At 64.5% G+C, this 18,956-nt stretch carries 17 protein-coding genes; 1 reads left to right on the top strand and 16 read right to left on the bottom strand.

The features are described from left to right. The first annotated feature begins 275 nt into the window (after nt 1-275). Nucleotides 276-731: a DUF721 domain-containing protein gene (locus tag ACQ4N9_RS16420; RefSeq protein WP_390967106.1), complete on the top strand. Its 456-nt coding sequence runs from the start codon at nt 276-278 to the stop codon at nt 729-731. 237 nt (nt 732-968) lie between these two features. Here ACQ4N9_RS16420 and lpxC read toward each other — a convergent pair whose 3' ends face one another. From lpxC to mraZ, 16 genes are all read right to left on the bottom strand, one after another. Next, entirely contained in the window at nt 969-1,880 is a 912-nt protein-coding gene (lpxC, locus tag ACQ4N9_RS16415; RefSeq protein WP_110991614.1) for a UDP-3-O-acyl-N-acetylglucosamine deacetylase, read from the bottom strand. 114 nt (nt 1,881-1,994) lie between these two features. Further along, nucleotides 1,995-3,191, bottom strand: a complete 1,197-nt coding sequence (gene ftsZ / locus ACQ4N9_RS16410) for a cell division protein FtsZ (protein ID WP_110991615.1) — start codon at nt 3,189-3,191, stop codon at nt 1,995-1,997. A gap of 55 nt (nt 3,192-3,246) precedes the next feature. After that, nucleotides 3,247-4,509, bottom strand: coding sequence for a cell division protein FtsA (gene ftsA, locus ACQ4N9_RS16405; RefSeq protein ID WP_110991616.1), 1,263 nt, complete (start codon nt 4,507-4,509; stop codon nt 3,247-3,249). A gap of 14 nt (nt 4,510-4,523) precedes the next feature. Beyond that, nucleotides 4,524-5,393, bottom strand: coding sequence for a cell division protein FtsQ/DivIB (locus tag ACQ4N9_RS16400; RefSeq protein ID WP_153788216.1), 870 nt, complete (start codon nt 5,391-5,393; stop codon nt 4,524-4,526). A 5-nt stretch (nt 5,394-5,398) separates the two neighbouring features. Then, nucleotides 5,399-6,355 carry a D-alanine--D-alanine ligase gene (locus tag ACQ4N9_RS16395; protein WP_390967103.1) on the bottom strand — a complete coding sequence of 319 codons (957 nt, stop codon included), beginning with the start codon at nt 6,353-6,355 and terminating at the stop codon, nt 5,399-5,401. Continuing rightward, the gene (murC, locus tag ACQ4N9_RS16390) at nt 6,352-7,800 is read right to left on the bottom strand and encodes a UDP-N-acetylmuramate--L-alanine ligase (protein ID WP_390967101.1); all 1,449 of its coding nucleotides are present in this window, start codon (nt 7,798-7,800) and stop codon (nt 6,352-6,354) included. Before murC ends, ACQ4N9_RS16395 begins: the two co-directional genes overlap by 4 nt. Further along, entirely contained in the window at nt 7,793-8,872 is a 1,080-nt protein-coding gene (gene murG / locus ACQ4N9_RS16385) for an undecaprenyldiphospho-muramoylpentapeptide beta-N-acetylglucosaminyltransferase (RefSeq protein WP_153788221.1), read from the bottom strand. The genes murC and murG overlap by 8 nt, the downstream gene beginning before the upstream one ends. Next, nucleotides 8,862-10,076, bottom strand: a complete 1,215-nt coding sequence (gene ftsW / locus ACQ4N9_RS16380) for a putative lipid II flippase FtsW (protein ID WP_125857536.1) — start codon at nt 10,074-10,076, stop codon at nt 8,862-8,864. Before ftsW ends, murG begins: the two co-directional genes overlap by 11 nt. Further along, complete coding sequence (murD, locus tag ACQ4N9_RS16375; RefSeq protein ID WP_125462720.1) at nt 10,073-11,419, bottom strand: UDP-N-acetylmuramoyl-L-alanine--D-glutamate ligase; 1,347 nt, start codon at nt 11,417-11,419, stop codon at nt 10,073-10,075. Before murD ends, ftsW begins: the two co-directional genes overlap by 4 nt. Nucleotides 11,420-11,425: 6 nt before the next feature. Beyond that, nucleotides 11,426-12,508, bottom strand: a complete 1,083-nt coding sequence (mraY, locus tag ACQ4N9_RS16370) for a phospho-N-acetylmuramoyl-pentapeptide-transferase (RefSeq protein WP_110991623.1) — start codon at nt 12,506-12,508, stop codon at nt 11,426-11,428. Further along, entirely contained in the window at nt 12,508-13,875 is a 1,368-nt protein-coding gene (locus tag ACQ4N9_RS16365) for a UDP-N-acetylmuramoyl-tripeptide--D-alanyl-D-alanine ligase (RefSeq protein ID WP_390967098.1), read from the bottom strand. Before ACQ4N9_RS16365 ends, mraY begins: the two co-directional genes overlap by 1 nt. Beyond that, nucleotides 13,868-15,355, bottom strand: coding sequence for a UDP-N-acetylmuramoyl-L-alanyl-D-glutamate--2,6-diaminopimelate ligase (locus tag ACQ4N9_RS16360; RefSeq protein ID WP_390967178.1), 1,488 nt, complete (start codon nt 15,353-15,355; stop codon nt 13,868-13,870). The genes ACQ4N9_RS16365 and ACQ4N9_RS16360 overlap by 8 nt, the downstream gene beginning before the upstream one ends. Further along, entirely contained in the window at nt 15,355-17,088 is a 1,734-nt protein-coding gene (locus ACQ4N9_RS16355) for a peptidoglycan D,D-transpeptidase FtsI family protein (RefSeq protein WP_189654556.1), read from the bottom strand. Before ACQ4N9_RS16355 ends, ACQ4N9_RS16360 begins: the two co-directional genes overlap by 1 nt. Continuing rightward, nucleotides 17,088-17,381, bottom strand: a complete 294-nt coding sequence (gene ftsL / locus ACQ4N9_RS16350; protein ID WP_011535544.1) for a cell division protein FtsL — start codon at nt 17,379-17,381, stop codon at nt 17,088-17,090. The genes ACQ4N9_RS16355 and ftsL overlap by 1 nt, the downstream gene beginning before the upstream one ends. Beyond that, complete coding sequence (rsmH, locus tag ACQ4N9_RS16345) at nt 17,378-18,325, bottom strand: 16S rRNA (cytosine(1402)-N(4))-methyltransferase RsmH (protein ID WP_167409776.1); 948 nt, start codon at nt 18,323-18,325, stop codon at nt 17,378-17,380. The genes ftsL and rsmH overlap by 4 nt, the downstream gene beginning before the upstream one ends. Then, on the bottom strand, nt 18,322-18,777 hold the full coding sequence (gene mraZ, locus ACQ4N9_RS16340) for a division/cell wall cluster transcriptional repressor MraZ (RefSeq protein ID WP_021784148.1): 456 nt from the start codon (nt 18,775-18,777) through the stop codon (nt 18,322-18,324). The genes rsmH and mraZ overlap by 4 nt, the downstream gene beginning before the upstream one ends. Nucleotides 18,778-18,956 lie beyond the last annotated feature (179 nt).

Here is an 18,956-nt window from a genome sequence, read left to right as displayed (position 1 = left end):
GCGTATGTATGGGGCCTGCCTAACATAAGGGCTTTTTCGCCAAGTTCAAGGTGGCGGAAGATGAAACGTATCGAGAATGACTTGCATCAGTTTTCGGCCCGATGAGCCTGTGTGGGCCTCTTCGCGGGTAAACCCGCTCCCACAGGACTTCCTCAAGCCTCAAAGCGTTTACGAACCCGTGGGAGCGGGTTTACCCGCGAAGAGGCCGGGGCAGACAGTGACAAAAACCCGCATCTGTTAGACTGCCGATCTTGTAACTTGCGGCGAAAACTTCGATGGCCTACAAACCCTCCCCCGCCCGCCCGCCCGCCGACCTGCTGCGCAAGGCCCGGCCGCTGCGCCTGTTGCTCAACCAGGCCGAGCGCCTGGAGCATCTGCAGCGCCTTCTGGAAAGCCAGCTGCAACCGGCCGCCCGCGAGCATTGCCATGTGGCGTCGTGGAAAGAGGGCACCTTGTTGCTCGTGGTCACCGACGGCCACTGGGCCACCCGCCTGCGCTACCAGCAGAAGCGCCTGCAGCGTCAGCTGCTGGCGCTGGAAGCCTTTGCCAACCTGACGCGGATCCTGTTCAAGGTGCAGCCGCCGCTGGTGTCGGCCAAGCGCGAAGGTCAGGGGCCGGAGCTTTCGGAGAATGCCGCCGAGAGTATCCGCTGCTCAGCCGAAGGCATCAGCGACCCGAAGCTCAAGGCCGCGCTGGAACGGCTGGCCGCGCACGCCCAGCACAAAGACTGAACACGGCCGAACTGACTGCGGCCTGTAGGAGCGGGTTTACCCGCGAAGCATGCGCTGCGGTGGATGGCACGGGCTGCGCCCGTGTTCGCGGGTAAACCCGCTCCCACAGGGATAGCGCCAGGTACTTAAATTGTGGGCAAGACAGTTGCTCCCACAGAAGCTGCGCAGCGACTGAATGCGAAAATAAAAAAGGCCACCCGAAGGTGGCCTTGATCAACAACTAGAGAGTGTTCGAACTTACACAGCCGCAACAGGGCGCATGTACGAGATCGGTGCCGTGCTGGCATCTTCGAAGAACACCACTTCCCAGGCGTCGGTTTCAGCAATCAGCTTGCGCAGCAGCTGGTTGTTCAACGAGTGGCCGGACTTGTAGCCCTTGAACTCGCCGATCAGGCTGTTGCCCAGCAGGTAAAGGTCGCCGATGGCATCGAGGATCTTGTGCTTGACGAATTCGTCTTCGGAACGAAGGCCGTCTTCGTTGAGTACGCCGGTCTCATCGACCACGATGGCATTCTCGACACTGCCGCCCAGCGCAAGGTTGTGCTTGCGCAGGTACTCGATGTCACGCATGAACCCGAAGGTCCGCGCGCGGCTGACTTCCTTCACGAACGAAGTGCTGGAGAAGTCTACAGACGCGCTTTGGGTCTGGCCTTTGAGGACCGGGTGATCGAAGTCGATCTCGAAGCTCACCTTGAACCCGTCGAACGGCAGGAAAGTGGCGCGCTTGTCGCCCTCTTCCACTGTCACTTCGCGCAGGATGCGAATGAACTTCTTCGGTGCGTCCTGTTCTTCCAGGCCGGCCGATTGGATCAGGAATACGAAAGGTCCGGCGCTGCCATCCATGATCGGCACTTCCGAGGCGGAGAGCTCGACGTAGGCGTTATCGATGCCCAGGCCCGCCATGGCGGAGAGCAGGTGCTCGACCGTATCGACTTTGACGTCACCGTTGACCAGCGTCGTGGACATGGTGGTCTCGCCGACGTTGGCCGCGCGCGCCGGGATTTCGACCACAGGGTCGAGGTCGGCGCGGCGGAAGACGATGCCGGTGTCGACAGGCGCAGGCTTGAGGGTCAGGTAGACCTTCTCCCCGGAGTGCAGGCCGACGCCCGTGGCACGGATGGTATTCTTCAGGGTGCGTTGTCTAATCATGGCATTGGCCGCTTCAGCGCAAATAATGCGAACAGGTATCAACAAAGGCTGGGGATGATAACAGACCCGGCCTTTGCTGAACACCAATCACCCTTATACCCCTGATAAATTCCATCAATCGGCCTGACGACGCAGGAACGCAGGGATATCCAGGTAGTCCAGATCGTCCTGTGGGTTGAGTTTAGCGGCCGCCGCGGCACCTGCATGGGCCTGGTTGCGCATTACCGTCGGGCGCTCCAGATCACGGTAGTTCACGGCTGGCTGCTCCTGGCGAACCGGGGCCGGGTTGGAGGACTCGTAAACCTGCTGAGCGGTCTGCAGGGTGTTGTCGACCACCTTGACCGGCTTCTCGATGCGCGCACCCAGGCCAGTAGCGACCACGGTCACGTGCAGTTCGTCGCGCATGTCCGGATCGATCACGGTACCCACCTTGACCATGGCGTGGTCGGAGGCGAAGGCCTCGATGATGCTACCCACGTCGGAGTACTCACCCAGCGACAGGTCCGGGCCTGCGGTGATGTTCACCAGGATGCCGCGGGCGCCCTGCAGGTTGACGTCTTCGAGCAGCGGGTTGCGGATCGCCGCCTCGGTGGCTTCGCGGGCGCGGTTCGGGCCGCTGGCGCAACCGGTACCCATCATGGCCATGCCCATTTCGCTCATCACGGTGCGCACGTCGGCAAAGTCGACGTTGATCATGCCAGGGCGCTTGATGATGTCGGAGATACCGCGCACGGCGCCGGCCAGCACGTCGTCGGCCTTGGCGAAGGCGGACAGCAGGCTTGCATCTTTGCCCAGGATGGTCAGCAGCTTCTCGTTGGGGATGGTGATCAGCGAGTCGACGCTGTCAGCCAGCATGCGGATGCCTTCGTCGGCGATCTGCATGCGCTTGCGGCCTTCGAACGGGAACGGACGGGTCACCACCGCAACGGTGAGGATGCCCATTTCCTTGGCCACTTCGGCGATGATCGGCGCAGCACCGGTACCGGTACCACCACCCATGCCGGTGGTGATGAACACCATGTTGGTGCCCTGCAGCACTTCGGCGATGCGCTCACGGTCTTCCAGCGCGGCCTGACGGCCGACTTCCGGATTGGCACCCGCGCCCAGGCCCTTGGTCACGCCGGTACCCAGTTGCAGAATGGTGCGCGCGCCAATGTTTTTCAGCGCCTGGGCATCCGTGTTGGCGCAGATGAACTCGACGCCTTCAATGTTGCTTTTGACCATGTGGTTAACGGCGTTGCCGCCGCCACCGCCCACACCGATCACCTTGATGACCGGGCTTTGCGGGACGTTGTCTACGAGCTCGAACATTTTCCCTCTCCTTACAGTTCTCTAGTTGTTGCGCCTACCACTACTGCTTTGAAACTTAGAAGTTGCCCTGGACCCAACGCTTGAGTCGCTCAAGCACCGGGGCCTTCGGTTCATCGCCATAGCTGTTGTTGCTGCTGTTGCTGATGCCGGTCAGGGACAGGTCCTCGGACTGCTTCTGCAGCCCGTAGGTGAGCAGTCCCACACCGGTGGAATAGATCGGGTTGCGCACCACGTCGCTCAGCCCCCGAACGCTGTGCGGTACGCCCAGGCGTACCGGCATGTGGAAGATTTCCTCGGCCAGTTCCACGGCGCCTTCCATTTTCGCAGTACCGCCGGTGAGGACGATGCCGGCCGGCACCAGGTCCTCGTAGCCGCTGCGGCGCAGCTCGGCCTGGATCAGGGTGAAGAGCTCGTCGTAACGAGGCTCGACGACCTCGGCCAGGGCCTGGCGCGACAGCTCGCGCGGTGGGCGGTCGCCCACGCTCGGCACCTTGATGGTCTCGCCGGCGCCAGCCAGTTTGGCAAGGGCGCAGGCGTAGCGGATCTTGATTTCCTCGGCGTACTGCGTAGGTGTGCGCAGGGCCATGGCAATGTCGTTGGTGACCTGGTCGCCGGCGATCGGGATCACCGCGGTGTGGCGAATCGCGCCTTCGGTGAAGATGGCGATGTCGGTGGTGCCACCACCGATGTCCACCAGGCACACGCCCAGCTCTTTCTCGTCGTCGGTCAGCACCGAGTACGCCGAGGCCAACTGCTCGAGGATGATGTCGTCGATCTCAAGGCCGCAGCGGCGCACGCACTTCTCGATGTTCTGCGCGGCGTTGACCGCGCAGGTGACCACGTGGACCTTGGCTTCCAGACGCACGCCGGACATGCCCAGTGGCTCGCGCACGCCTTCCTGGTTGTCGATCACGTAGTCCTGCGGCAGGGTGTGCAACACGCGCTGGTCAGCCGGAATCGCCACGGCCTGGGCCGCGTCGAGTACGCGCTCAAGGTCGGCGGTGCTGACTTCGCGATCGCGGATGGCGACGATGCCGTGGGAGTTCAGGCTGCGGATGTGGTTGCCAGCAACCCCGACGAACGCCGAGTGAATGCGGCAACCGGCCATCAGCTGGGCCTCTTCCACGGCGCGCTGGATCGATTGCACGGTGGACTCGATGTTCACCACCACGCCCTTCTTCAGGCCGCGGGACGGGTGAGTACCGATACCGACGATTTCCAGGGTACCGTCTTCGCCGACTTCACCCACCAGCGCCACCACCTTGGAGGTGCCAATGTCCAGCCCGACGATCATTTTGCCGCTATGCGCGTTTGCCATGGTCCTGCCTCTCTCTAATTCTTCGCAACGGCGGGTTGGGCCGTCGTCGGTGCAATCGGTTCCCGCCAACCAACGGCCAGACCGTTGGCGTAACGCAGATCGATGCGGGCGATAGTGGTGATCTGGTCTTTAAGCGTTTTGTCGTAAATGGCAATGAAACGGCGCATTTTCTCCACCAGATGGTCGCGCCCCAACAGCAGTTCGATGCCTGGCCCGGCGCTGCCCGCGCCAGTGGTCAGGAACCAGCTGCCTCGCTCGCGCAGCTCCAGGCGAGCGATGGAAAAGCCCATGGGGCGCAGCATCTGGCTCAATACCTGATACTGCTGCATGACTTGTTGCTGAGCCCGCTGCGGCCCGAACAGCTGCGGCAGATGCTCGTAGTTGGCCAGCTCGCGCGGGGTGAAGGCCTGGCCCTGGTTGTTCAACAGGGCCTCGTCACCCCAGCGCGCCACCGGCAACTGTTCTTCCAGGCGGATTACCACTTCGTCCGGCCAGACCCTGCGCACTTCGGCGTGGGCGATCCATGGCATCTGTTCCAGCTCGACGCGCATGGCCGTCAGGTCAACGGTGAAGAAGCTCGCCGCCACGTAGGGCGCGATACGCTGCTGCACCGCCTGCTGGCTGATGTAGCTGAGGTCGCCCTGCACGGCGATCTTGGTGATCGGCCGGTCGGCATACGGCATCAGGCGGATCGCGCCTTCATAGGCGCCAAAGCCTGCAGCCACCAGCAGCACCGGCCACAACAGGCGCTTGAGGCCGCCGAAGTTGGGACGGGGCAGGCGCGCCGATACGGGCTCGTCGGCCACCAGTCGGCTGGCACCACGCGGCACCGGCTTGCTGCGGCCGGGGACGGGTTGCTGCTGACGTATCATCGCGCCTTGCATGGCTGTTAACCTCGCGTCGCTACGCTGTCGGCCAGGATCGCCAGCACCAGTTGCTGGAAGTCCAGGCCGGCCGCGCGGGCCGCCATGGGCACCAGGCTATGATCGGTCATGCCAGGTGCGGTGTTGACTTCGAGCAGCCAGAACCGGCCCTGCTCGTCCTGCATCACGTCCAGCCGGCCCCAGCCTTCGATGCCGATGGCATCGCAGGCACGCGCGGTCAGGTCGATCAGCTCTTGTTCCTTGACGCTGTCCAGGCCGCATGGGATGCGGTACTGGGTGTCATTGGCGATGTACTTGGCGTCGTAGTCGTAGAACACATGCGGGGTGCCCAGCGCGATCGGCGGCAGCACCTGGCCACGCAGCACGGCGATGGTGAACTCCGGGCCGTGAATCCATTGCTCGACCAGTACTTGCGAATCGTATGTGGCGGCGGCTCGCCAGGCGGAGATCAGTTCCTGCTCGCTGTTCACCTTGGCCATGCCGATGCTCGAACCTTCATGGGCAGGTTTGACGATCAACGGGAAGCCCAGTTCCGCACTGGCGGCAACACAATCCTGCTCACTGGCCAGCACGGCGTGGCGCGGGGTTGGAATCCCCAGGCTCTGCCACACCTGCTTGGTGCGCAGCTTGTCCATGGCCAGGGCCGACGCGAGGATGCCGCTGCCGGTGTAGGGGATGCCCAGGCACTCGAGCAGGCCTTGCATGCTGCCATCTTCACCGCCACGGCCGTGGAGGATGATGAAGGCGCGGTCGATCTTCTCGTTCTGCAGGCGCGCCAGCAGGTCATCGCCCACGTCGATGCCGACCACGTCGACACCGGCAGTGGTCAGCGCTTCGATCACCGCGGCGCCGGACTTGAGCGACACCTCGCGCTCGGCGCTCTTGCCGCCGTACAGCACGGCGACGCGGCCGAAGGCGTTGACGTCGAGGGTGGAATGCAGCGTGTCGTAGGCGCTGGTCATTTCGACTTCTCCTGCTTGGCGCCAGCGAACAGCGGGCTTTTCATCAGTTGCGGGGCCAGGCCGCCGACATCACCGGCACCCTGGCACAGCAGGATGTCGCCGGCGCGCAGCAGCGGCTGCACCAGCGGCGCCAGCTCGGCGCCACGTTCGATGTAGATCGGGTCGAGCTTGCCGCGCTGGCGGATGCTGTGGCACAGCTGGCGGCTGTCGGCGCCCGGGATCGGCTCTTCACCGGCCGGGTAGACCTCCATCAGCAGCAGCACGTTGGCGTCGCCCAGCACCTGCACGAAGTCGTCGTACAGGTCGCGGGTACGGCTGTAGCGGTGCGGCTGGTAGACAATCACCAGGCGGCGGCTCGGCCAGCCGCCGCGCACGGCCTTGATCACCGCGGCAACTTCGGTCGGGTGGTGGCCGTAATCGTCGACCAGCATCACGCTGCCGCCTTCGACCGGCAGCTCGCCGTACACCTGGAAGCGTCGCCCGACGCCCTGGAAGCCGGACAGGCCCTGGACGATGGCCTCGTCGCTGATGCCTTCGTCAGTGGCGATGGCGATGGTGGCCAGGGCATTGAGCACGTTGTGGTTGCCCGGCATGTTCACCGACACCTCGAGCGGCTCGCAGTCACGGCGCAGCACGGTGAAGTGGGTCTGCATGCCCTGCTGGCGCACATTGATGGCGCGGATGTCGGCCTCTTCGCTGAAGCCGTAGGTGACCGTCGGGCGCTTGACCTGCGGCAGGATCTCGCGCACTACCGGGTCATCCAGGCAAATCACGGCCAGGCCGTAGAACGGCAGGTTGTGCAGGAACTCGACGAAGGTCTTCTTCAGCTTGTTGAAGTCGCCTTCGTAGGTCGCCATGTGGTCGGCGTCGATGTTGGTGACCACGGCGACCATCGGCTGCAGGTGCAGGAAACTGGCATCGCTTTCGTCTGCTTCGGCGATCAGGTAGCGGCTGGTGCCCAGCTGCGCATTGGTGCCAGCGGCGGTCAGCCGGCCACCGATGACGAAGGTCGGGTCCAGGCCACCGGCGGCGAACACCGAGGCCAGCAGGCTGGTGGTGGTGGTCTTGCCGTGGGTGCCGGCCACGGCGATACCGTGGCGATAGCGCATCAGCTCGGCGAGCATCTCGGCACGCGGCACCACCGGGATGCGGCGTTCGAGCGCGGTGGCGACTTCCGGGTTGGCCGGGTTGATCGCGCTGGACACCACCAGCACATCGGCGCTGGCGGCGTTCTCGGCGCGGTGGCCGACGAAGATCTCGGCGCCGAACGATTCCAGGCGTTCGGTGACCGGCGAGGTCTTGAGGTCGGAACCGGACACTTCATAGCCCAGGTTCAGCAGCACTTCGGCGATACCGCACATGCCCACGCCGCCGATACCGACGAAATGGATACGGCGGATACGGCCCATCTTGGGCTGCGGCATGGCTTTCTGGCTTTCAACCATGGGCCACCTCCAGGCAGATATCGACCACGGTGCTGGTTGCGGCAGGTTTGGCCAGGCGACGCGCGGTGCCGGCCATGGTGTTGAGTTTCTCGGGTTGCATCAGCACCTCGTTCAGGCGTTCAGCGAGCTGCGCTGCGCCAGTTGTCGCTTGCGGCATCAGGAAGGCAGCGCCTTCACGAGCCAGATAATGGGCGTTGTGGGTCTGGTGGTCGTCAATGGCGTGGGGCAAGGGCACCAGCATCGAAGGCAGGCCTGCCGCCGCGAGTTCGCTGACGGTCAGGGCACCGGCCCGGCAGACCACCATGTCGGCCCAGCCATAGGCGTGGGCCATGTCCTTGATGAACGGTTCTACCTGCGCCTCGACCCCCGCCTCCTGATAACGCTCGGCGGTGATCGGCGCATGGTGCTTGCCGGCCTGGTGGAACACCTCGGGCCGCAGGTTCGCGGGCACCTCGGACAGGGCCTTAGGCAACAATTTATTCAATGGTTCCGCACCCAGGCTGCCGCCCATGACCAACAGGCGCGCGCGGCGATCGGCCAAGGGCGCGCGCTGTGCATCCATGAACAGCTCGGCACGCACCGGGTTGCCGGTGGTGCGCAGCTTGTCGCTGGCGGCGAAGGTGCCCGGGAACGCCTCGCACACCCGCGCCGACAGCGGCACGAGCAGACGGTTGGCGGTACCGGCGCGGGCGTTCTGTTCGTGGATCACCAGGGGCACGCCGCACAGCCGCGCGGCCACACCGCCAGGGCCGGTCACGTAGCCGCCGAAGCCGATCACGCAGACCGGTTTGAGCTCACGGACGATACGCCGTGCCTGCAGCACGGCCTTGACCAGGGTGAACGGCGCCTTGAGCAGCGACAGCTTGCCTTTGCCGCGCAGGCCGCTGACCTGGATCAGGTGCAGCGGCAAGCCGGCCTGGGGCACCAGCTCGTTCTCGATGCCGCGCGGAGTGCCCAGCCAGTGCACGCTGTAGCCACGGGCCTGGAACTCGCGGGCACAGGCCAATGCCGGGAACACATGGCCGCCGGTACCGCCGGCCATGATCAATACGTTCTTGCCGTCAGCGGCCATGATTGGTCTCCTCGGCAAAGTCGTGTTCGTTGAACTCGTGTTCCTCGCTGCCCAGGTGCGTGCGGCTCTCCCACTCGATGCGTAATAACAACCCTACGCAGGCGCAGCAGATCACCAGCGAACTGCCCCCGTAGCTGAGGAACGGCAGCGTCAGGCCCTTGGTCGGCAGCAGGCCGACGTTCACGCCGATGTTGATCAGGAACTGGCCAATCCACAGGAAGGCCAGGCCGAACGCCATGTAGGCGGCGAAGAACTGCTTGGCCTTCTCGGCCCACAGGCCGATGTACAGGGCACGCACCGTGACGAAGACGAACAGCGCCACGGTCAGCAGCGAGCCGACCACGCCCAGCTCTTCAGCCAGCACCGAGAACACGAAGTCGGTGTGCGCTTCGGGCAGGTAGAACTGCTTCTGCACGCTGTTGCCCAGGCCCACGCCCAGCCACTCGCCGCGGCCGAAGGCGATCAGCGCCTGGGTCAGCTGGTAGCCGGAGCCGAACTGGTCGGACCACGGGTCGGTAAAGGTGATCAGGCGCGCCATCCGGTACGGCTGGGCCTGGACCAGGACCACCACCGACACCACCGCCAGCACCACCATCAGCGAGAAGCGGAACAGCCCCACCCCGCCCAGGAACAACATGGCCGCAGCGGCGCCCATCATCACCACGGTGGCGCCGAAGTCCGGCTCCATCAGCAGCAGGACGGCCATCGGCAGCAGCACGATGAACGGCTTGAAGAAGCCCATCCAGGTTTCGCGCACCTCGGTCTGCCGGCGCACCAGGTAGCCGGCCAGGTAGATGACCACGAAGACCTTGGCGATCTCGGACGGCTGGACGTTGAAGAAGCTGAAACCGATCCAGCGCATCGAACCGTTCACTTCGCGGCCGATACCGGGCACCAGCACCATCACCAGCAGGCCGAAGGCGCCGATCAGCATCATGAAGCCCATGCGCTGCCAGGTGGCGATCGGCACCATCATGGTCATCACCCCGGCGCCCAGGCCGAGGACCACGTACACCAGGTGGCGGAACATGTGATAGAGCGGGTTGCCCGACTGCACCGCAGCCACTTCCGAGGACGCCGAGGTGATCATCACCAGGCCCAGGCCAAGCAGCGCCAGGCAGCCGGCCAGCAGCGGGAAGTCGAGGTCGATGCCACGGCCGCTGATCAGCGGCGACGGGTACGGCTTGAGGATGCCGAAGATCATGCCAGCCCCTCCGCCGCCTGGGCGAACAGGCGCCCGCGTTCTTCGAAGTTCTTGAACATGTCGAGGCTGGCGCAGGCCGGCGACAGCAGCACGGCATCGCCGGGCTGGGCCAGCTCGGCGCAGCGCTGCACCGCTTCATCGAGGGTTTTCACCCGCACCTGCAGCACGTCATCGCCAAGGGTTTGCGCCAAGCGCTCGGCATCGCGGCCCAGCAGCACCACCGCGCGGCAATGCTGCGCCACCGGCGCGCGCAGGGCGGCGAAGTCAGCACCCTTGCCGTCACCGCCGGCAATCAGTACCAGCTTGCCTTCGATATCGGCCCCCAGGCCCTCGATGGCAGCCAGTGCGGCACCGACGTTGGTGGCCTTGGAATCGTCGTACCAGTTCACGCCGTTGCGCTCGCGGATCCACTGGCAGCGATGGGCCAGGCCCTTGAACTCGCGCAGGGCTTCGAGCATGGGCGCGAACGGCAGCCCGGCGGCATGGCCGAGGGCCAGGGCCGCCAGGGCATTGCTCTGGTTGTGGGCACCGCGAATCTTCAGCTCGCGCACCGGCATGAGCGTCTGGAATTCGAAGGCCAGGTATTTTTCGCCGTCAACTTCGCGCAGGCCAAAAGCCTTGAAGTCCGGCGTATTGAGGCCGAAGGTCCAGCACGGCAGGCCTTCCACCGGCAATGGGCGGCTCAGCGCGTCCTGGCGGTTCACCACCACCTGCCGGGCGCCGCGGAAGATGCGGTGCTTGGCCAGGTGATAGGCCGGCAGGCCGCTGTAGCGGTCCATGTGGTCTTCGCTGATGTTCAGCACCGTGGCCACTTCGGCATTGAGCTGGTCGGTGGTTTCCAGCTGGAAGCTCGACAGCTCCATCACGTAGAGCTCCACGCTGTCATCGAGCAGGTCCAGCGCCGGCGTGCCGAGGTTGCCGCCGACCGCCACACGTTTGCCCGCCTTGGCGGCCATTTCACCGACCAGGGTGGTGACCGTGCTCTTGGCGTTGGAACCACTGATGGCCACGATCGGCGCCTTGGCGTAACGGGCGAACAGCTCGATGTCACCGGACAGCGTCACGCCTCGTGCCGCTGCCTGCTGCAGCGCCGGGGTCGCCAGGGCCAGGCCGGGGCTCACGTACAGCGTGCTGGCGCGGCACAGGAAGTCCACATCCAGCTCGCCACAGCGCACTTCCACCTGCGGGTAATCACGGCGCAGGGTGTCCAGTTCCGGCGGTTGCTCGCGGGTGTCGGCGACCGCAAAGGCAATGCCCCGGCTCGCCAGGAAGCGAACCAGGGACATGCCGCTCTTGCCGAGACCGACAACGATGCGGAATTGGTCGGAAGCGATCAGTGACACGCTCGTTTACCTCAGTTTCAGGGTGGCAAGGCCGATCAGCACCAGAATCACGGTGATGATCCAGAAACGGACGATCACCCGTGGCTCGGGCCAGCCCTTGAGTTCAAAGTGGTGATGGATCGGCGCCATGCGGAATACGCGCTTGCCGGTCAACTTGAAGGACGCGACCTGGATCACCACCGACAGGGTTTCCATCACGAACACACCGCCCATGATGAACAGCACGATTTCCTGGCGGACGATCACGGCGATGGTGCCCAGTGCGGCGCCCAGCGCCAGTGCACCGACGTCGCCCATGAACACCTGGGCCGGGTAGGTGTTGAACCACAGGAAGCCCAGGCCGGCACCGATCAGCGCGCCGCAGAACACGATCAGCTCGCCGGAACCCGGTACGTAAGGGATCAACAGGTATTCGGCGAACTTCACGTTGCCCGACAGGTAGCAGAAGATGCCCAGGGCGCCGCCGACCATCACCGTCGGCATGATCGCCAGGCCATCGAGGCCGTCGGTCAGGTTGACCGCGTTGCTCGAACCGACGATGACGAAGTAGGTGAGCACGATGAAGCCGGCACCCAGCGGAATGGTGAGGTCCTTGAGCATCGGGATGATCAGCGTGGTCTCGACGCTGGTCGGCGCGGTCTTGTAGAGGAAGATCGCCGCAGCCAGGCCGAACACCGACTGCCAGAAATACTTCCAGCGGCTTGGCAGGCCGCGCGAGTTCTTCTCGATCACCTTGCGGTAGTCGTCGACCCAACCGATGGCGCCGAACGCCAGGGTGACGATCAGTACCACCCAGACGTAGCGGTTGGTCAGGTCGGCCCACAGCAGGGTGCTGATGGCGATGGCGGAAAGAATCAGCGCGCCGCCCATGGTCGGGGTGCCGGACTTGGACAGGTGCGATTGCGGGCCGTCGTTACGCACGGCCTGACCGATCTGGCGGATCTGCAGGGTACGGATCATCCACGGGCCCAGGCACAGGGCCAGGGTCAGCGCGGTCAGTACACCCAGGATCCCGCGCAGCGAGAGGTACTGGAAGACCGCGAAGCCCTTGTAGAACTGTTGCAGATACTCAGCCAACAGCAGCAGCATTAATGTTTCTCCCCGCCGGTTTCGCACAGTGCAGCCACGACGTTTTCCATCGCAGCGCTGCGCGAGCCCTTGATCAAGATAGTGGTGTCGCTGGCGGTCTCGACGCGAACGGCATCGATCAGCTCAGCTTGTGTAGCGAAATGGCGGCCATTGGCGCCGAAAGCCTGTACCGCATGGGCCATGTTGGCACCCACCGCGTAAAGCGCATCGACCTTGCCGCGGGCGTAGTCGCCTACCTGGCGATGGCCTTCCTCGGCCCATTGCCCCAGTTCGCCGATATCCCCGAGCACCAGAACGGTGCGCCCGGAAAAGCCGGCGAGTATATCAATGGCCGCACACATCGAGGTGGGATTTGCGTTGTAGCTGTCATCGATCACCCGCACACCGTTCGGCGCGATCTGCGCCACGGTGCGGCCCTTGACCGGCTGCACGGCCTCGAGGCCAGCTTTGATACCGCTCAGGCTCAGACCAACGGCATGGGCGGCGGCGGCGGCGGCCAGGGCATTGCTGACGTTATGGGTACCGAGCAGGTTCAATTGCACCGGCACGCTGCCATCAGGCCCATGCAGGGTGAACGACGGGCAGCCACGGGCATCGCGGCCGACGCCGCTGGCGTGGAAGTCGGCCTGCGGATTGTCCAGGGCGAAGCTCAGGATGCGATGAGCGCCGGCACGCTTGCGCCAGATGCCAAAGGCTTTGTCGGCCAAGTTGAGAATGGCGGTACCGCCCTCGCCCAGGCCTTCGAGGATCTCGCCCTTGGCCTCGACGATTTTCTCCGGGCCGCCGAACTCGCCCACATGGGCAGTGCCGGCGTTGTTGATGATCACCACCTGCGGCTGGGTGAGGCCGACGGTGTAGCGGATCTCGCCGATGCGCGAAGCGCCCAGCTCGATCACCGCGGCGCTGTGCTCGGGGGCGATCTCCAGCAGCGTCAGCGGCGCGCCGAGGTCGTTGTTCAGGTTGCCGCGAGTGGCATGGACCAGGCCCTGGGTACGCAGGATCGCGGCCAGCATTTCCTTGACGGTGGTCTTGCCGCTGGAGCCGGTGATGGCGACCACGGGCTTGTCGTAGCCGGCACGGTTCAGCGCACCGAGCTGGCCGAGGGCCACACGGCAGTCGGCGACCAGCAACTGCGGCAGGTCGACGCCGGCGATTTCCCGCTCGACCAGGGCCGCGACCGCACCCTTGGCCTTCACGTCAGCCAGGTAGTCGTGGCCATCGAAACGCGGCCCGGTGAGGGCGACGAACAGTTGACCGGCACCCACGCTGCGACTGTCGATGCTGACGCCGGTGAAGCTGGCGTCGCTGCCGACTACACGCGCACTCAGTGCTGTGGTCAGCTGGCTGAGGGTCATGGGCTTAAGCATGTGTAGTCCCCCAGACGGCCAGGGCCTTCTCGGCCTCGACCAGGTCGGAGAAGTCATGGCGTTCGCCATTGATCTCCTGGTAATCCTCGTGCCCCTTGCCGGCCAGGACGATCACGTCGTTGGCGCTGGCGCTGGCAATCAGGTGGGCGATGGCCTTGCCACGGCCGGCGACGAACTCGACGCTGGCGGGCTGGGCGAAACCGGGGCGAATATCGTCGAAGATCCGCTGCGGATCTTCAGTGCGCGGGTTGTCGTCGGTAACCAGCACGCGGTCGGCCAGGCGCTCGGCCACTTCGGCCATCAGCGGGCGCTTGCCGCGATCGCGGTCGCCGCCACAGCCGAACAGGCACAGCAACTGGCCGTGGGCATGCGGGCGCAAGGCTTCGAGAACTTTTTCCAGCGCATCTGGCGTGTGCGCGTAATCGACCACCACCAATGGTTTGTCGCCGCCACCCAGGCGCTGCATGCGGCCCACCGGGCCCTGCAGTTGCGGGGTGACCTTGAGGATCTCGTCCAGCGAATAATCCAGCGCCAGCAGCGCTGCCACGGCGGCGAGCATGTTGCTCAGGTTGAAGCGACCCAGCAGCTGACTGCGCAGGGTGCGCTCGCCCTGGGCGGTGACCAGAGTGGCGCGCACGCCATCGTCATTGAAGCTGGCTTCGCGACAGAACAGCGAGGCGTCCGGGTTTTCCAGGCTATAGCTGAGCAGCCGGGTCTCGCTGTGATCGCTGCTGGGGCGACGGGCAAAATCATCGGCCAGGCGGCGGCCAAACGCATCGTCCAGGTTGACCACCTGGCAACGCAGGCTCGGCCAGGCGAACAGCTTGGCCTTGGCGGCCTCGTAGGCCTCCATGCTGCCGTGGTAGTCGAGGTGGTCGCGAGACAGGTTGGTCATCACCGCGATGTCGAATTCCAGCGCAGCGACGCGCCCCTGCTCCAGGGCATGGGAGGAGACTTCCATGGCCACGGCCTTGGCGCCGCCCTTCTTCAGGTCGTTGAGCGTCGCCTGCACGGCAATCGGATCCGGAGTGGTCAAGCGGCCACTCTGCAGCTCGCCATAGAAGCCGGTACCCAGGGTGCCGATCAGGCCGCAACGTTGGCCGAGGGCATCGAGGGCCTGGGCCAGCAGCTGGGTGACACTGGTCTTGCCATTGGTGCCGGTGACGCCCACCAGGTTCAGTTGGCGGCTCGGCTCACCATAGAAGCGCCCGGCAATCTGCGACAGCTGGCTGATCAAACCCTTGACCGGGATCAGCGGCGCGTCGGTGATCGGCAGTACGCTGGCACCTTGCTCTTCGTAGGCCACCGCAGCGGCGCCACGGGCCAGGGCATCGGCGATATGGTCACGGCCATCGACCTTGGCGCCGGGCACGGCGAGGAACAGGTCGCCCGGGCGCACGGCGCGGCTGTCCAGGGTCAGTTCCCGAATCAATGGGTCGCGGCTGGCGTTGGCGAATAGCTTGCTCAATGGCATCGTCATCATCCACGCCCTCCCTTGGCGGGTACTGCACTGACTTGCTGTTGTTCGGTGGGCGGCGGCAGGTTGTCTGGCGGCACGTTCATCAGGCGCAGGGTGCCGGACATGACCTTGCTGAATACCGGCGCCGATACCAGGCCACCGAAGTAGCCGCCTTTGCTCGGCTCGTCGATGACCACGACGATGGCGTAGCGCGGGTCGCTCATCGGGCCGAAGCCGGCGAACAGCGAACGGTAGGCGTTTTCGGTGTAGCCCTTGGAACCGACCGTGGCTTTACGGGCGGTACCCGACTTGCCACCCACGTGATAGAACGGCACCTGCGCACGGAACACCCCGCGCGGCGCCTCGATCACCTGCTGCAGCATGGCCTGCACGGTTTCGGCGGTTTCCTTGGGGATTGCCTGCACGGCTTCCGGCGCCTTGTCGACCTTGAGGATCGACAGCGGCACCATCTTGCCGTCGTTGGCCAAGGCCGCGTAGGCATGCACCAGTTGCAGCGCGGTCACCGACACACCGTAGCCATACGACAGGGTCGCGGTCTCGGCCTTGCGCCACTCGCGGTGGTTGGGCAGGTTGCCGACGCGCTCACCCGGGAAGCCCAGGCCGGTGTACTGACCAAGACCTACCTGGGACATCACCCGGTAGATGGCCTCGCCGCCGATATCGAAGGCGATCTTGCTCATGCCCACGTTACTGGAGTTGATCAGGATGCCGGTGAGGTCGAGGATCGGGCCTTCGCTCTTGGACACGTCCTTGATGGTGTAGCGGCCGATCTGCAGGCTGCCCGGATACACCTCGACCTTGTCGGTGGGCTTCCAGCGGCCGCTCTGCAACGCAGCGCTCATCGAGATCGGCTTGACCGTCGAGCCCGGCTCGAACACGTCGATGATCGCCCGGTTGCGCATGGCAGCAGGGAACATGCTACGGCGGTTGTTCGGGTTGTAGGTGGGCTGGTTGACCATGGCCAGCACTTCACCGGTCTTGACGTCCATGATCACCAGACTGCCGGCCTTGGCTTCCTGCTCGGCGATGGCATTACGCAATTCACGGGTGGCCAGGTACTGCAGGCGCAGGTCAATCGACAACGCCAAGGTCTTCCCGGCCTTGGCGTTCTTGGTTACCTGGATGTCCTTGATCAGCCGGCCGCGCCGATCCTTGATCACCTGCCGTTTGCCAGGCACCCCGGCGAGCCATTCGTCGTAAGCCAGCTCCACCCCTTCACGACCGTGGTCGTCAAGGTCGGTGAAGCCGACCATATGGGCGGTGACGTCGCCTGCCGGGTAGAAGCGGCGGAACTCTTCGAGCCCGTAGACACCGGGCACTTTCAGATCGAGCACATGCTGCCCCTGCTCCGGGGTCAGGCCACGGACCAGGTAGATGAATTCCTTGCTGGCCTGCTGGGTGAGGCGCTCGGTCAATTGCTGGGGGTTCTGCCCAAGGGCTGCGGCCAGTTGCGGCCAACGATCCTTGGCAACCTGCATTTCCTTGGGGTTGGCCCACAAGGTGGTGACCGGCGTACTGACCGCCAGGGGTTCGCCGTTACGGTCGGTGATCAGGCCACGGTGCGCCGGGATAGGAATATGGCGCAGGCTGCGGGCATCGCCCTGGCCCTTGAGGAAGTCGCGGTCGACCACCTGCAGGTCGATGATGCGCCAGCAGATGGCACCGGCCATCAACGCCAACAGGCCGATGACCACACGGAAGCGCCAGGGGTAGAGTGCACCTTCGAGCTTCATCATGGCGCCACCATCCGCACTTCGTCAGCGGCCGGCACGCGCATCTTCAGCTGCTCGCTGGCGAGGGTCTCGATACGGCTGTGGGCGGTCCAGGTGCTCTGCTCCAGAATCAGACGCCCCCACTCGGCCTGGGCCTTGTCCCGCTCGTTCAACTCGCCGTACAGGGTGTTGAGCAGTTGGCGGTTCCAGTGGGCGCTGTAAGACACGGCAATGGCCGAAACGAGCACACCCACGAACAGCAGAAGCATCAGGAAGCTTCCGCCTGGCAAAGGTTTGGCAAATAGCCGGCTCACCGAAGCTTCTCCGCCACCCGCATCACGGCGCTGCGCGACCGCGGGTTGGCCTTGAGCTCTTCGGCGGAGGCGAACTGCGCCTTGCCGATGAGCTTGATCTTCGGTTCGAAGACCTTGTGCTGCACCGGCAGGTTACGCGGCAAATTGTCGGCCTCGCCCTTGACCAGCTTGCGCATGAACAGCTTGACGATGCGGTCTTCCAGCGAATGGAAGCTGATCACCACCAGGCGACCACCAATCTCCAGGGACTCCAGGGCGGCCTCAAGGCCAGCCTCCAGGTCGCCCAGCTCATTGTTGACGTGGATACGCAAACCCTGGAACGCACGGGTGGCCGGGTTCTTGCCCTTTTCCCAGGCAGGGTTGGCGACCTTGAGCACCTCGGCCAGATCACCGGTTCGGGTGAAAGGCTGCTTTTCGCGACGCTCGACCACCGCACGGGCCATGCGGCCGGCGAAACGCTCCTCACCGTATTCCTTGAATACCCGGGCGATCTCTTCCACTGGAGCGGTGGCGATGAATTCGGCGGCGCTCACACCCTTGTCAGGGTTCATGCGCATGTCCAGCGGGCCGTCGTTGAGGAAACTGAAGCCACGCTCGGGATCGTCCAGCTGCGGCGAGGACACGCCCAGGTCGAGCAATACGCCACTGACCTTGCCGTCCAGGCCACGCGCACGCACCTCGTCGCCCAGCTCGGCAAAGCTGCGCTGCACAATGACAAAGCGGCCGTCTTCGGCCGCCAGCGCTTGCCCGGTGGCAATCGCTTGAGGATCTTTGTCGAACCCCAGCAACTGCCCCTGCGGCCCAAGCTTGCTGAGGATCAGGCGGCTGTGCCCGCCACGCCCGAAGGTGCCATCCAGATAGCGACCGTCGGCGCGCAGGGCCAATGCCTCGACAGCTTCGTCGAGCAGGACGGTGATGTGGTTGAAGCCGCTATCTATGGTCACAGGATCAGGTCACGCAGTTCATCGGGCATGGCGCCCGGTTGTTGAATAGCTGCAAGGTCGGCTGCCGAAACCACGTTCCAGGCATCCTCATCCCACAACTGGAATTTGTTCAGTTGCCCCACCAGCATCGCCTTCTTGTCGAGCTTGGCGTATTCACGCAAACGGGGCGGTACCAGGAAACGCCCACTGCCATCGAGCTCCAGGTCAACCGCGTTACCGATCAGCAAGCGCTGCAGGCGGCGGTTTTCCTCACGCAACGACGGCAAGGCGCGCAACTTGGCTTCAATCTGTTCCCACTCATCGAGGGGGTAAACACACAAGCAGGGATCCACCGCGTCGATGGTCACGATCAATTGACCATTGCAACGCGAATCGAGCTCGTCACGGTACCGGCTCGGCATGGCGAGACGGCCCTTGGCATCGAGGCTGACGGCGTTGGCTCCGCGGAACACGGCTGCGATTCCCCACAATGTTAGCTTTTTTGTGCCAGAAAACCCACTTCATCCCACTTTCTGCCACTTGCGCACACTATAGGAATCCGCCCGCCACACCGTCAAGGCGCGTTCATAAGGAAAACCCTTACAGGACGTGGATTTAGCGCAACAAAGGGAGGGAAAAGGATTACTCGCGA

Origin of the sequence: Pseudomonas sp. ES1 (assembly GCF_050586605.1) — a bacterium.
Taxonomy (GTDB): domain Bacteria; phylum Pseudomonadota; class Gammaproteobacteria; order Pseudomonadales; family Pseudomonadaceae; genus Aquipseudomonas; species Aquipseudomonas sichuanensis.
The sequence above is the reverse complement of the archived record's forward strand: the minus strand, read 5'-3'. Positions and strand labels throughout refer to the sequence as shown.